The sequence below is a fragment of the Shouchella hunanensis genome, from assembly GCF_028735875.1.
Lineage (GTDB): Bacteria > Bacillota > Bacilli > Bacillales > Bacillaceae_D > Shouchella > Shouchella hunanensis.
The window spans coordinates 3,116,831-3,129,977 of the sequence record NZ_CP117834.1 but is presented as its reverse complement, the minus strand read 5'-3'; the positions used below and the strand labels follow the sequence as shown (position 1 = coordinate 3,129,977).

16 protein-coding genes are annotated in these 13,147 nt (G+C 39.3%); 6 read left to right on the top strand and 10 right to left on the bottom strand.

Features of this window, described 5'->3' with window-relative positions; translation table 11 throughout:
- Positions 1 to 6: 6 nt before the first annotated feature.
- Positions 7 to 630, bottom strand: coding sequence for a helix-hairpin-helix domain-containing protein (locus PQ477_RS16095; protein ID WP_274272492.1), 624 nt, complete (start codon positions 628 to 630; stop codon positions 7 to 9).
- A 90-nt stretch (positions 631 to 720) separates the two neighbouring features.
- On the opposite strand from PQ477_RS16095, the gene comER reads away from it, so the two are divergent.
- Complete coding sequence (gene comER / locus PQ477_RS16090; protein WP_274272491.1) at positions 721 to 1,545, top strand: late competence protein ComER; 825 nt, start codon at positions 721 to 723, stop codon at positions 1,543 to 1,545.
- A 43-nt stretch (positions 1,546 to 1,588) separates the two neighbouring features.
- Here the strand turns inward: comER and PQ477_RS16085 are convergent, their stop codons facing one another.
- Genes PQ477_RS16085 through PQ477_RS16045 form a run of 9 tightly spaced genes read right to left on the bottom strand, consistent with a single transcriptional unit; the run spans position 1,589 to position 7,486 of the window.
- Positions 1,589 to 2,341: a class I SAM-dependent DNA methyltransferase gene (locus PQ477_RS16085; RefSeq protein WP_144558748.1), complete on the bottom strand. Its 753-nt coding sequence runs from the start codon at positions 2,339 to 2,341 to the stop codon at positions 1,589 to 1,591.
- A 16-nt stretch (positions 2,342 to 2,357) separates the two neighbouring features.
- Positions 2,358 to 3,212, bottom strand: coding sequence for a CvfB family protein (locus PQ477_RS16080; RefSeq protein WP_035396387.1), 855 nt, complete (start codon positions 3,210 to 3,212; stop codon positions 2,358 to 2,360).
- Entirely contained in the window at positions 3,209 to 3,559 is a 351-nt protein-coding gene (gene rsfS / locus PQ477_RS16075) for a ribosome silencing factor (protein ID WP_035396388.1), read from the bottom strand. Before rsfS ends, PQ477_RS16080 begins: the two co-directional genes overlap by 4 nt.
- Positions 3,556 to 4,131: a bis(5'-nucleosyl)-tetraphosphatase (symmetrical) YqeK gene (yqeK, locus tag PQ477_RS16070; protein ID WP_274272490.1), complete on the bottom strand. Its 576-nt coding sequence runs from the start codon at positions 4,129 to 4,131 to the stop codon at positions 3,556 to 3,558. The genes rsfS and yqeK overlap by 4 nt, the downstream gene beginning before the upstream one ends.
- A complete protein-coding gene (locus PQ477_RS16065) occupies positions 4,067 to 4,690 on the bottom strand; it encodes a nicotinate-nucleotide adenylyltransferase (RefSeq protein ID WP_035396391.1) in 624 nt (207 codons plus the stop codon). The genes yqeK and PQ477_RS16065 overlap by 65 nt, the downstream gene beginning before the upstream one ends.
- Positions 4,691 to 4,706: 16 nt before the next feature.
- A complete protein-coding gene (gene yhbY, locus PQ477_RS16060) occupies positions 4,707 to 5,000 on the bottom strand; it encodes a ribosome assembly RNA-binding protein YhbY (protein WP_144558747.1) in 294 nt (97 codons plus the stop codon).
- Between the two features lie 12 nt (positions 5,001 to 5,012).
- A complete protein-coding gene (aroE, locus tag PQ477_RS16055; RefSeq protein WP_274272489.1) occupies positions 5,013 to 5,837 on the bottom strand; it encodes a shikimate dehydrogenase in 825 nt (274 codons plus the stop codon).
- Positions 5,838 to 5,859: 22 nt separating this feature from the next.
- Positions 5,860 to 6,978 carry a ribosome biogenesis GTPase YqeH gene (yqeH, locus tag PQ477_RS16050; protein ID WP_274272488.1) on the bottom strand — a complete coding sequence of 373 codons (1,119 nt, stop codon included), beginning with the start codon at positions 6,976 to 6,978 and terminating at the stop codon, positions 5,860 to 5,862.
- Positions 6,971 to 7,486, bottom strand: a complete 516-nt coding sequence (locus PQ477_RS16045) for a YqeG family HAD IIIA-type phosphatase (RefSeq protein WP_035396399.1) — start codon at positions 7,484 to 7,486, stop codon at positions 6,971 to 6,973. Before PQ477_RS16045 ends, yqeH begins: the two co-directional genes overlap by 8 nt.
- 380 nt (positions 7,487 to 7,866) lie before the next feature.
- On the opposite strand from PQ477_RS16045, the gene PQ477_RS16040 reads away from it, so the two are divergent.
- The 5 genes from PQ477_RS16040 to PQ477_RS16020 all read left to right on the top strand — a co-directional run bounded on the left by PQ477_RS16040 (position 7,867) and on the right by PQ477_RS16020 (position 13,143).
- Positions 7,867 to 8,007 (top strand): sporulation histidine kinase inhibitor Sda, encoded by a 141-nt coding sequence (locus PQ477_RS16040; protein ID WP_060705125.1) that lies wholly within the window; start codon positions 7,867 to 7,869, stop codon positions 8,005 to 8,007.
- A gap of 478 nt (positions 8,008 to 8,485) precedes the next feature.
- The gene (locus tag PQ477_RS16035; protein WP_274272487.1) at positions 8,486 to 10,897 is read left to right on the top strand and encodes a Na+/H+ antiporter subunit A; all 2,412 of its coding nucleotides are present in this window, start codon (positions 8,486 to 8,488) and stop codon (positions 10,895 to 10,897) included.
- The gene (locus tag PQ477_RS16030) at positions 10,894 to 11,340 is read left to right on the top strand and encodes an MnhB domain-containing protein (RefSeq protein ID WP_035398741.1); all 447 of its coding nucleotides are present in this window, start codon (positions 10,894 to 10,896) and stop codon (positions 11,338 to 11,340) included. The genes PQ477_RS16035 and PQ477_RS16030 overlap by 4 nt, the downstream gene beginning before the upstream one ends.
- Entirely contained in the window at positions 11,328 to 11,666 is a 339-nt protein-coding gene (locus PQ477_RS16025) for a Na(+)/H(+) antiporter subunit C (protein ID WP_055736056.1), read from the top strand. The genes PQ477_RS16030 and PQ477_RS16025 overlap by 13 nt, the downstream gene beginning before the upstream one ends.
- The gene (locus PQ477_RS16020) at positions 11,659 to 13,143 is read left to right on the top strand and encodes a Na+/H+ antiporter subunit D (protein ID WP_144558744.1); all 1,485 of its coding nucleotides are present in this window, start codon (positions 11,659 to 11,661) and stop codon (positions 13,141 to 13,143) included. The genes PQ477_RS16025 and PQ477_RS16020 overlap by 8 nt, the downstream gene beginning before the upstream one ends.
- Positions 13,144 to 13,147 lie beyond the last annotated feature (4 nt).

The window sequence follows — 13,147 nt, the reverse complement described above, 5'->3', positions numbered from 1 at the left end:
AGTGGATTATTTGGCAGTAATAAAGTCTTTTAAAGAATCAAATGATTTTTCACCTATTCCACTAACATTCTTCAAATCATCAATCGTTTGATAAGGACCTTGTTCTTCTCGATGTTGTACGATTGTCGCAGCTTTTGCTGGTCCAATACCTGTCAGCGTCTGAAGCTCTTCAATCGTTGCTGTATTTAAATTAATTTTTCCAGACTCCCCCTCCCCTGCTTCTCTCCAGAATTGTTCCATTTCAACGGGTGTCTCTCCGATTTTTGGTACATAAATCACTTGTTCATCTACGAGTTTAAGAGCTAAGTTCACATGCATGTCTTCAGCATCCTCTGTAAAGCCTCCAGCTCTTTTTATGGCGTCGTCAATTCGATCCCCTTCAGTAAACGTATAGATTCCAGGTTGCCTTACCGCACCTTTCACATCAATCATTAACGTAAGCGGCACGTCATCTGTTGAATCTTCCTCTTGCTCCATCGTTAAAAAGGAAGGCGTCTTTGCAAAAGGATCCTCCTCGTTATTATTTGTCACACCTCTGTTGAGCAGAAGGAAAATAAAAATGATCGCCATTCCCATCATTAAAGCAACAACTAAATAGTGATGTTTTACATAGTGGAGTAGTCGCTTCACCTTTTAGCCTCCTATACGAATTTGTATGAATGTTAACCAAGCATCGGCGCATACCATGAGTAAAGCTACGTCTTGAGGGAGGTAATTAGGATGAAGATTGGCTTTATCGGAACAGGGAGTATGGGCAGTATGCTAATTGATACGTTACTTGAAGCGAAGACAATAAAAGAAGAAGACATTGTCATTATTAACCGTACAATTGAAAAAGCGATCAAGCTAAAAGAAATCTACCCGGCTATTCATATCGCTTCCGATATTGAAGAGTTAACACGACAGTGTAGATGGATTTTCATATGTGTAAAGCCAAAGGACATTCCCAGCTTCACACCGACAGTTATCCCATATTTATCAAGGGAACACGTAATGATCTCTATAACGAGTCCAGTATCAATCCACCATTTAGAAGAGCTTTTTCCTTGTAAAGTAGCTCGTATTATTCCGAGTATTTTAAACCGAGCACAGTCTGGTTCTACCCTTGTTAGTTTTAGCTCTCGTTGCACAAGCACTGATGAAGAAGCGATCATTTCTTTTGTCTCATCCATATCGCGTCCTTTATTTATTGACGAGAATGTTACTCGAGTCTCTTCTGACATTGTAAGTTGTGGGCCTGCATTTTTTGCATTTATGGCGCAACGATTTATTGAAGGGGCTGTATCAGAGACGCCATTAGGCGAAAAAGAAGCAACAGAATTAACGACATCCATGTTAATTGGCTTAGGGAAGTTGTTACAAGAAGGGTATTACACACTTCCTACGTTACAAGAAAGAGTCTGTGTTCCAGGAGGTATTACAGGAGTGGGCATTGCTCATTTAGATCAATTGTTAGGAGAGGGATTTGGCTCATTGTTTCGTTTAACCGAAGAGAAATATGCAACGGAAAAGAAAAAACTAGCGCAGGAATTTCAGTTAAAATAAGTTAGGGTCTCCTAACTTATTTTAACCTTTTCGCTAGTATTTGCTAATTTCCTGCTTTTTTCCTCGCCGAAAAGAAAATTCTTTCTGTTTGATCATGTGGCTCCGACTGATGAAAATCACCTGTTACGCGAATATCTGTAAAACCAGCTTCCATCAACCACTTTGTATACGTAGCTATGTCAAACGTTCGTTCTTTATGAAGCTCTTCCACGCGCTCATATAGACCATTCTCTGTCTCAATAAAAAACGTAAGCTCATGCTCCACGCTGAGTGGTTCTTCCCCAGCAAACGAATGCCAAATATAGGAAACACCGTCTAATTCATCTGCGAATGTAGCCTGATAAAACTGCTGAATTTTAAAGGGGGAATGAACATCAAAAAGTAAAATGCCATTTTCCTGTAAGGCATCGTAACAGCGAAGAAAAACACGTTTTACATCTTCTTCTTTTTCAAGATAGTTTAACGAGTCACAAAAAATCGTTATCGCATCGTACCTTTCAAGCACCGAGAATTGACTCATGTCCTCTTGAAAGAGCTGCGGTTGAGTCTGGGCAGATTGTAATTTCCGCTGCGCTACCGCTAGCATATCTTCAGAGATGTCTAGACCAGTTGGAACAAAACCAGCTTGATTCATACGTAGCATGAGCTCGCCTGTTCCACAGCCTACATCTAGCACCTTTGATACGCGAACATTTCTTTCTTCAAAGACGGTTTTCATATACGTTATCCAATGTTCATACTCTACGTGGGCCATTAAATGATCATAAATGTTCGCAAAATGTATATAAGGTTTCATGCAATCAATCTTCCGTTCATTTTACTTTATGGGTAAATCCTTCTTTTTGCTCAATAAGCTTTTGTTTCATAAGCTTACCAAGAGCTCGTTTAAACGCTGCTTTACTCATTCCTACTGCACGCTCAATGTCTTCTGGTGCTGATTTGTCCGTTAACGGCATCGCCTGATTACGTCGACTCTCAAGATAGGTTAACACTTTTTTCGCATCAATGTCTTGTTGATCTGTTCGTTTTAAACGTTGGGTAATATTGATGCGTCCGTCTTCGCGTACATAGTGCACACGCCCTTTAATACTTTGTCCAAGTCGTGGTATTCCATCAGCTTCATCTTGATGTAAAAAAGCGATTGGACCATCTTTTACGTAAATGGCTGCACCTTCGTCTAAAAAGTGGTACACAACCCCTGTCACTTCACGATTAAGCCAAGACTGATCAGCCGCAATCGCTTTGTCCGTAATTGGCGCACCTTTTACGAGTCGTCCCATGAGACGCCCTTTTTTATCCCATGTAAGCGAGCAGCATAAACGATCTCCTTTTTCGGGCCATTCGCTCCGATCTTGTGGAAATTCGTCCATAGAGATGAATAAATCTCGCGAAATCCCGTTATAAACAAACACACCATGTGTAGGTCTCACTTGTACGACTTCTAACCAGCCAATCTCGTCATCTTTAATGACAGGAGTCTTCATGGTCGCACTTAATCGATTTTGGTGGTCGTGATATAAAAAAACGCTCAAAGAATCATCAATCGCAATCGCTTCCGTCACATCATTTTTATGCAGCAACACATCTTCATTACCGTCTGAAAGAAAATAGCCGAAAGAAGCTTCTCTTACTACGGTAAGAGTTGCGGACTCTCCAGGTCTCATCATTGGCTAATAACCTCTTGTAATGGGACAGATGGTGCGTCACCCCAAAGCTTTTCTAAATTATAGTAAACACGTTCCTCTTTATGGAAAATATGGACAACCACATCTCCTATATCAAGTAATACCCAACGGGCTTGGTCATACCCTTCAAGTCGTTTAATTTCTAAACCTTCTTCTTGAAATACTTTTTTTAATTCATGAGCGATTGCTTGTACTTGTTTTTCAGAATTACCGTGACAAATAACAAAGTAATCTGCAATCGGAGAGATTCCTTTCATGTCAAGAGCCGTAATGTTATGACCTCGTTTATCGTCTATTGTATGAACAGCTAATTTTAAAAATGAATTCAACCTTTTTGTTCCCCTTTCAATGTGTAATAATTATATGCTTCAACGGTATACGGATGAATTGGTGACTTCTTCGAGAGTAAATACTGAATGGTATTCGTTAAACTAAAAAGACAAGCAGCGTCCAGGCTAACTGTTGCATACTTCCGTGCTTCATCTACTCCAAGAAAAGAACGGTTTGGTTCAATATAATCGGCTACAAAAACAACTTGTTCCAATGGACTCATAGCAGCCCTACCTGTTGTATGTGAGCGAATCGCTTGAAGGACATCGTTATCTTTAATACCAAGTTCTTTTTCCACATATATCGCGCAATATGGAGCGTGAAGCAGTTCACTTCCACATGTTGCCCAATGATGTTCTCCTACAGTAGCTAAGCCTTGCTTCATTTCATCAATATTAAAGTATTTGCAAAGATCATGAACAATGGCTGCTAGCTCTGCTTTTTTTTCATCAACTTGATAGTGTTGTGCTAGTTGAATCGCTGTATCACGAACACCAACCGTATGTTTAAAACGTTTCTCTGGTAAATGACGACGGACGATGTTCCATGCTTCTGTTGTTGTTACCGTCATATAATGATTGCTCCTCTATGATTTTCCTTACTAATTCTGGAACGAAATAGCGAATTGGCATGTTTGCCTTAACTCGTTCACGAATAAACGAAGACGAAATGTCTATTTGAGGAAATGGAATACGTGTTACTCCTGTTGCTTTATCAATACGCGAACCTGGTCGATCAAACGCAGCAAATGTCACCATATCCTTAAGCTGGCTGATGTTGTACCAATGATCTAGTTGTTCCACCATATCGGCACCAATAAGAAAATAAAAGTGGTCGCGCGGATATTGCTCTCGTAACTCATACACCGTATCATATGTGTACGACTTTCCTTTACGTTCTACTTCTAGGTCAAGCACTTTAAATGCAGGATGTCCGTTCACAGCAGCTTTCGTTAATGCAAGTCGATTTGCACCAGATGTTAATCCGGTTCGCACTTTATGAGGTGGGCTTGAAACAGGAATAAACCACACTTCATCTAGTCCTAACTGAAGTTGTGCTTCTTGTGCAATTAATAAATGCCCATGGTGTGGTGGATCAAACGTTCCACCAAACAATCCAATTCTTCGCATCCGCTTACCTCCAAGGTTAATTTGGTAGTTGTAGCTTAGGATTGTTTACCGATTTTTTGTATAGAATGATTGTACTACCAATTACCTGAACGACATGCGCTTTCGTACCTTCCACCATTTCCGCTGTGATTGAATCTTTGTCTTCCATACAGTTTTGTAAAATCGATACTTTTATAAGTTCTCTTACTTCAAGTGCTTCATTTATTTGTGTGATCATATTTTCATTCACACCCGCTTTTCCAACCTGAAAAATCGGCTGAATGGGATGAGATTTACTTCTCAAAAATCGTTTCTGCTTATTCGTTAACATGTGATTCCTCCATCATTTCCTTACTTCACTTACAAGCGTTACTTCCATTAACTTGCGATTTGGTTTTTGTCCTGTCCAAATTTCAATAGCTAAAGCCGCTTGATTCACAAGCATACCTACGCCGTTTAGAGTAGCATTGCCTCGACTTTTTGCCTCTTTTAATAATGTCGTTTCTAACGGATTATAAATAAGATCACAAACAAGAGTTGAGCTCGCCAGTTGATTAAGCTTTATCGGTGATGCATTTGTAAAGGACGACATCCCAACAGATGTAGTATTGATCACAATGTCAAATTGATTCAACATCGCTTCCGCTGCCTCAATCGTCAGGACTGTTACGTCAAACGGGTACATCGCCGCCAAATCTTCCGCTTTACTCATTGTCCGGTTCACAATGGTGAGCACGGCTCCATCTTTACCGAGTGTATGAACAATCGCTCTTGCCGCTCCTCCAGCACCTATTACAAGTACTCGTTGCTCCCTTACAGTATTTATGTGCAATCGCTCTAGTAGCGATTCTTTAAAGCCTTCAGCGTCTGTATTGTAGCCGATCACTTGATTTCCTACTTTTTTAATGGTATTAACAGCGCCGATTGCGATGGCATCTTCATCAATTGCATCTAAAAAGGGCATTACCGCAACTTTATGAGGGATCGTCACATTTAAGCCATCGATCTCTCCCGTTCGAACTAACTCAATAACGTCCTCCACTTGCTCAGCCGCAGTCTCTAAGAGTTCATAGCGCCCAAGGAGTTGCATGTGATGATAAGCAGCTCGATGAATACTTGGGCTTAGGCTGTGACTTAATGGTTGACCAATTAACGCAAATTTCTTCACTTTAGAACCCTCCTAAACCCCGTTACGCCAAAATTGATGTCCGGTGAGAAATGGCAACCTCTTTTGGCGCATGAGCATTCACAGTTACCCCTGCACCTTTAATTGTAATCCATCCAAGTCCAGAAAAAACAATATCAACAGAGCCGTCCTTCAATTTAAATGTCTGGCTTTTTAAATTGAACACAGCTTGCTCATCTTCGGCTGTTGGTGGTTGAAGAAGTTCACCAATATGGTTTTGATAAAGCTGATCCGCTTTTTCTAGTTTAGTACGATGAATCGTTAATCGATTGGATACGTAAACAATAAATGATGTTGGCTCACCTTTAATAAAGTCTAACCTTGCTAACCCACCTATAAAAAGTGTTTGGCCAGGGTTTAATTGATATACCATAGGTTTAATTTCTTTTGTTGGCGTAATAAGCTTTAAGCTCTTATCACTCAGATAATGAGAAAGTTGATGACGGTTAATAATTCCTGGGGTATCGTATAGCGATTGTTGTTGATCTAATGGAATTTGAATCATGTTTAACGTTGTGCCTGGAAAATGTGAAGTCGTAATTAGTGGATCCTTTTCACCACCATGTCGCTTTAACAGCTGGTTGATAAAAGAAGACTTCCCAACGTTTGCACTTCCAACAATGTAAACATCTTTCCCATTTCTCATTTCATCAATAATCGAAATGGTTTCATCTAACCCTTCGCCTGTAACTGTACTAATAATTGTACTGCCCGCCGGTTTTAAACCTTGCTGACCAGCTTCACGCATTAACCAATGCTGGAGTTTATTCCGGTTCAAAGATTTAGGCAGCAAATCGATCTTGTTCGCAACAAGAAGCAACGTATTATTACCTATAAGCCGCTTAATGCTCGATATCCAACTGCCATATAAGTCAACAACATCAACAATGTTTACAATTAACGCATCTTTATGACTTAGTGTGTGAATCAAGTCTAGAAATTCTTGGTCTGAAATACCACTCGGCTGGATCTCATTATAATGCGTTAGCCGAAAACACCTTTTGCATACAACATGTTCTCTTGTTAGGGCAGAAGCTGGGGCATAGCCGATTTTTTTAGGTTCACTAGTTTGTATTTGGACACCACACCCTGAACAAAAATAGTGTTCTTCATTCTTACTCATTACTTTTCGTATCCTCCCATTTCACAAGCCCTCTTTTTTTCAATTTCCTTAAGACAAAGCGTTCCATCTTCCGATTTGCTTTTGTCATCCAATCATCTGTTTGCGTAACGGGCACAACCAAAATAGTGTGTATACCAGCTCGGTTTCCGCCAAGCACATCTGTGAAAATTTGATCTCCAATGACTACCGTCTCTTCAGGCTTGACCTGCATTCGCTCACATGCTTGTCGAAACGCTTTTCTTCTTGGTTTTTTCGCGCTATGAATAAAAACTCGCTTTTCTGGGTCACAGAATGCACGAACTCTTCTCTCATTATTATTAGAGACAATCGTTACTTTCAAGCCATACTCATCTAAATGTCTAAACCAATCTTGCACTTCTGGCGTTGCCTCTGCGCGGTGCCATTCAACAAGTGTATTATCTAAATCTGTTATAACAGCTTTTATTCCTTTAGTTTTTAAACTGGTAAAATCAATCTCATATATACTCTTCACATATTGATCTGGCATTAGGCGATCAAACACATGTGCACCTCATTTCTCTTTCAATCAAAAAACTTGTAGTCAAACATCAACTATACCTGCTACACTCATATATTTCAAATAAAACCTTGATCTTCCTAAATGTATTCTGGAAATCGCTAAAATTTTTCGACAAAAACCCCTAAATACTAAACCTGTGGATAACGTTATACACGTTATAAACATTAGTATATTAACGTTATCCAACCTTAACCCACAATTAACCCACAAGTTATTCACGGTTGAATGTGGATAAAACGAACGGTTGTTCTACAACAAGGAACGTGGTAGGATACAAGAAATCAAACAATTATGGTCGTATGTATGTTTGTACAGGAGGTGAACCTGCTCAGAAGCAGGCAGTGAAAATGGAACAATTGTCAGATGAGCTTTTAATTGAAACCTATCGAAAAGCACTTGATTTAAATTTAAACCAAGACTTCATTGACTTAATCTACAAGGAATTGTACAAGCGTTCACTCCATGATCGGGTAAAATTAACTTCTTAAGTATTTGACATCCCTACGACCAGTCTTAAAAATAGCTAGACAAAAAAGGAAGCATCTACCTCGCTTCCTCTTTTTTTAACGGAGACTTCTCCGGAACAAGTTTAATATATTGACGAGGCGCAAATAACTCATCATTTTGTTGGAGCAGTTGTAAGCCTTCTTGATCCGTAACCGTCTTTGAATAAAGATCGTTTTCTTCACATACATACCAACTTATACTAAACATGCTAATGAATATAGATGCTGATACATAGACTTTAGTTCGCGTGCGAATAATAAAACGCCTCCTTTGTTATAAAGGTGGCGTTTTTTATCACATCTTATACATTTTTTTCATTATTTTTGTTGTGTTTCATCCTATTTAATACGAAATTCAAGTTTACGAAAAGTCAAGTAAAAAAATGTGCAACTTTATTTTTTTTACGCTATAATGGCGGAGATTCATGTAATGTTGCTATTTAAATAAAGGAGGTTAAACATGTCAAGCCTGCATCTTGCGATTTTGCTGCCTTTTATTGCAGCCATTGTCATTCCATTCATCTACCCGCTGACAAAACGTTTACACACTGGCTGGATCACTATGCTTATTCCAACAGCATTATTTATGTATTTCGTTTTTCGATTAGAAGATACAGCTAACGGCGGGTACATAGTAGAGGAAATGGCTTGGGTTCCATCTTTAGACATTAACTTCGATGCATATCTAGATGGGCTAGGCCTGCTGTTTGCCTTGTTAATTACAGGTATTGGCGCTTTGGTTGTTCTCTACTCTATTTTTTACCTTGATAAAACAAAAGAACAACTGGCAAATTTCTATGTGTACCTTTTAATGTTTATGGGCGCTATGCTCGGTATTGTTTTATCAGATAATCTTATCGTACTGTATATTTTCTGGGAAATAACGAGTTTGTCTTCCGCGTTACTCATCAGCTATTGGTTCACGAACAAAGGATCCATTTTCGGTGCTAGAAAGTCCATGCTGGTCACTGTATTCGGTGGTTTTGCGATGATGGCTGGATTTATTCTTCTTTATATGGAAACCGGAACATTTAGTATTCAAGCACTAATCGATCAACGTGATCTCATTATGGCTAGTCCGTACTTTATTCCAGCAATGATTTTAGTCTTATTAGGAGCATTTACAAAGTCAGCTCAATTCCCATTTCACTTTTGGTTACCAGATGCAATGGAAGCTCCAACCCCTGTTAGTGCTTATCTTCATTCAGCCACAATGGTAAAAGCAGGGATTTATTTAGTTGCGAGGATGACACCTGTCTTTGCTGGTGCCTCTGAATGGTTTTGGATTATCGTCGTTACAGGTCTTATTACGCTTGTATGGGGGTCCGTTTCGGCAGTTCGACAAAAAGATTTAAAAGGGATTCTTGCATTTTCAACCATTAGTCAATTAGGTTTACTTATGGTTTTACTTGGACTCGGATCAGCAGCCTTTACAGGTGAAACGATTGATGAAAATCTTGTTTACTCAGCAGCGATTATGACTGCAGTCATTCACTTATTTAATCATGCCACGTTTAAAGGTAGTTTATTTATGGCAGTTGGTATCATTGACCACGAAACCGGAACAAGAAATCTTCAAAAATTAGGTGGGTTAATGGCTATTATGCCTGTGACTTTTACCATATCTTTAGTTGGACTAGCCTCTATGGCTGGAATACCACCTTTTAACGGCTTTATTAGTAAAGAAATGTTCTTTACGGAGCTTCTTCAAATTTCGTCAATGAATGTCTCAGGTGTCGAAACATGGGGAGTTGTGATACTAGCAGTCGCTTGGATTGCAAGCGTATTTACGTTTTTATATTGTGCCATCTTATTCTTTAAAACGTTTTTTGGCCCTTTCGAAAAAAAGAATTTCTCAAAAGAAGTGCATGAAGCTCCACTCGGCATGCTGATTAGTCCTATTATTTTAGGCGGGCTTGTTATTGTTTTAGGATTATTTCCTAACTTACTCGTTCCAACAGTGATTGAACCAGCAGTCGCAAGTATCTTGCCTCATTTGCCTGCTGAAGAACTAACCATTAACTTAAGTTTATGGCACGGTTTAAACACCGAATTACTAATGTCACTTGGTGTCATTGGTTTTGGAACAACACTCTATATGACGTATCCAAAATGGAAAAACCTTGCGATAATGCAACAGGATCGCGATCCTTTCAATTCAGTCTATGATAAAGGTCTTGATGGGTTATCAACCAGTTCTGAATGGATAACAAATGTACAAATGACAGGTCGATTAAAAGACTATTTCACTTACATGCTTTTATTTATTGTCAGTTTGTTAACATACAGTTTCATTCGTTCTGATAGCTTTACCCTCTCATTTACTCAAACTGAAGAAGCACCATTGTTTTTGTACGGAATTGTTTTCTTGACAATTCTTAGTACAATAGCTCTTTTATTTATGAAAGAACGCATTCCACTCATTATTACTATCGGCGTTGTTGGCTTTTTGATGGCCTTACTTTTCGCTGTATTTAGTGCACAAGATTTGGCAATGACCCAACTCTTAATAGAAACCGTAACCGTTGTACTATTGCTTTTAGCGTTCAGACACTTACCAGAGATGGTGCAAGAGACAGGTTCAAGGTTAAGAAAATCTTTACACATTGCCCTTTCAGCAAGTGTAGGATTGTTAGTTTTCTTAATTGGAACAGCATCATTTGCACTTCGAAATGATGCAAATTTCACCCCTATCTCTGAATACTTTATCGAGAATTCGTATTCATTAGCCGGTGGAGAGAACATGGTCAATGTAATTCTAGTTGATTTTCGTGGGCTCGATACGATTTTAGAAGTTCTTGTCCTTGCGATCGTGGCTTTAGCAATCTTGATGATGGTCAAACTTCGATTTAAAGGAGGCGAAGACGTGTGAAGTATTCAAGATCCCATGACGTCATGCAACGAGTCTTAATTACAATTACCATATATTTTCTCGTTGCGTTTTCCTTTTATCTGTTCTTCGCAGGTCACAATAATCCGGGTGGAGGCTTTATAGGTGGGCTAATGACAGCAAGTGCGTTTATTTTAATCTACCTTATTTTTGATCGACGTGTAGCTAACCGAATTATCCGTTTTTCATTTCCGGGTATTTTAGCAACCGGATTGTTCGTATCTCTTTTCGTTGGCCTCATTGGTCCGGTTTTTGGTGACGAGATGTTTACTCAGTATTTCGATTACTTCGACTTACCATTCTTTGGCGAAGTTGAGTTAACAACAGCAGTCCCGTTTGATTTTGGTATTTATCTAGTTGTTGTTGGGATGGCAATGGCGGCTACAGTAACAATTGCGGAGGATGAATCAAAATGGAAATCTTAATGTTTATTGCCATAGGCGTTCTTTTTGCAGTTGGGACTTACTTTATTCTTTGCAGAAGTTTATTAAAAGTTATTATTGGCATTCTGCTTATCTCTCATGGCGCACACATGCTGCTTTTAACAATGGCAGGCTTAAGACAAGGGGTTCCTCCTCTCGTTGATCTTTCCGGTAGCGAGGCAACAGACCCTTTACCACAAGCTATGATCTTAACAGCGATCGTCATTAGTTTTGGCATTACAGCATTTCTTGTTGTTCTCGCCTATCGAACCTATCGAGTAAACAAAACGGAAGACTTGGATAAGTTAAGGGGTTCTGACGATGAATAATATAATTATGCTGCCAATTATCATCCCATTTTTTATGGGGACGTTATTAATTTTATTCGCAAAAAAACATCTCACTCAGCGGATCCTTAGCTCCATTACAGCGGTTGGATTAACCATCGTTTCGATTTACATTGCGTGGCTTGTTTATGAAGAAGGCCCCCTTTCAATTGGGCTTGGTGGATGGGAGGCTCCTTTTGGAATTGCCATTGTCGCTGATAATCTCGCCGCCTTTATGGTTGTCTTAACGAGTATCGTTAGTGCAACATGTCTTTTTTTCGCTTTTACAACCATTGATAAAAGACGGGAACGCTACTACTTTTATCCACTGTTTTTTTATTTAGTAACTGGTGTGAACGGTGCATTTTTAACTGGGGATTTGTTTAATCTCTTCGTTTTTTTTGAAGTGATGTTGCTTGCGTCATATGCCTTAATGGTAACAGGAAGTACGAAGTTCCAGCTTAGAGAAACTTTTAAATACGCGGTTATTAACGCATTCTCTTCCATGTTATTCCTAGTGGCCATTGCGTACGTGTATGGCATTTTAGGTACGGTTAATTTCGCTCACATGGCAGAGCGAGTTGCTGAAGTAGAGCAAACAGGGGTCTTACAAGTCGTAGCCATATTACTTTTTCTTGTTTTTGCTACAAAAGGTGCTCTGTTTCCGCTGTATTTTTGGCTTCCACATTCTTATGTAGGTCCTCCAACAGCAGTTACCGCTTTATTCGGTGGTTTATTAACCAAAGTTGGCGTTTATTGCATCATTCGTATGTATACCCTCGTGTTTACATTTGACATCAGCTTTACCCACCATACGATTATGCTTGTACTTGGTGGTTTAACGATGCTACTCGGTGTACTTGGTGCAGTTGCACAATTTGATTATAAACGTATTTTATCCTTTCATATCATCAGTCAGATAGGCTATATGATAATGGGTATTGGCTTAAATACTGCACTAGCCTTAGCTGGAGCTATCTATTTCCTTGCCCATAACATGATTGTAAAGACCGGTTTAATTTTAATGTCTGGTGCTACTGAGAAAATTACTGGTACAACGGACTTAAAAAAGATGGGCGGACTACTTAAAACGCATCCAGTATTAGCATGGTCTTTTCTTATTCTCGGCTTGTCTATCGCTGGAATTCCCCCATTGAGTGGTTTCTTTGGAAAGTTCCCATTGATTGTTGCTGCAGCAGAAGAATCAAGCTACTTCTTAGTCTTTCTTTCTTTATTTGTCGGGATGCTCACGTTATTTTCAATGATTAAAATCTTCATGAACGTCTATTGGGGAGCTCCCCAACATACGAAGGAGCAAGCAACTCTCTCTATTACACCAACGTTATTAGCGGCATCACCTTTAGTCATTTTGACAATTATTCTCGGTCTTTTCGCAGAACCGTTTTTCGCTTATACAGAAGTCATTGCGGAAGATCTTCTTAATCCATCTGTTTACATTCAATCTGTTCTGAAGGAGTAGGTAC

Bases quoted from the DNA above. Each gene is read 5' to 3' on its own strand.
- comER (WP_274272491.1), top strand. From the start codon at position 721: ATGAAGATTGGCTTTATCGGAACAGGGAGTATGGGCAGTATGCTAATT.
- PQ477_RS16085 (WP_144558748.1), bottom strand. From the start codon at position 2,341: ATGAAACCTTATATACATTTTGCGAACATTTATGATCATTTAATGGCC.
- PQ477_RS16080 (WP_035396387.1), bottom strand. From the start codon at position 3,212: ATGATGAGACCTGGAGAGTCCGCAACTCTTACCGTAGTAAGAGAAGCT.
- yqeK (WP_274272490.1), bottom strand. From the start codon at position 4,131: ATGACGGTAACAACAACAGAAGCATGGAACATCGTCCGTCGTCATTTA.
- PQ477_RS16065 (WP_035396391.1), bottom strand. From the start codon at position 4,690: ATGCGAAGAATTGGATTGTTTGGTGGAACGTTTGATCCACCACACCAT.
- yhbY (WP_144558747.1), bottom strand. From the start codon at position 5,000: ATGTTAACGAATAAGCAGAAACGATTTTTGAGAAGTAAATCTCATCCC.
- yqeH (WP_274272488.1), bottom strand. From the start codon at position 6,978: ATGAGTAAGAATGAAGAACACTATTTTTGTTCAGGGTGTGGTGTCCAA.
- PQ477_RS16045 (WP_035396399.1), bottom strand. From the start codon at position 7,486: ATGCCAGATCAATATGTGAAGAGTATATATGAGATTGATTTTACCAGT.
- PQ477_RS16040 (WP_060705125.1), top strand. From the start codon at position 7,867: ATGGAACAATTGTCAGATGAGCTTTTAATTGAAACCTATCGAAAAGCA.
- PQ477_RS16035 (WP_274272487.1), top strand. From the start codon at position 8,486: ATGTCAAGCCTGCATCTTGCGATTTTGCTGCCTTTTATTGCAGCCATT.
- PQ477_RS16025 (WP_055736056.1), top strand. From the start codon at position 11,328: ATGGAAATCTTAATGTTTATTGCCATAGGCGTTCTTTTTGCAGTTGGG.
- PQ477_RS16020 (WP_144558744.1), top strand. From the start codon at position 11,659: ATGAATAATATAATTATGCTGCCAATTATCATCCCATTTTTTATGGGG.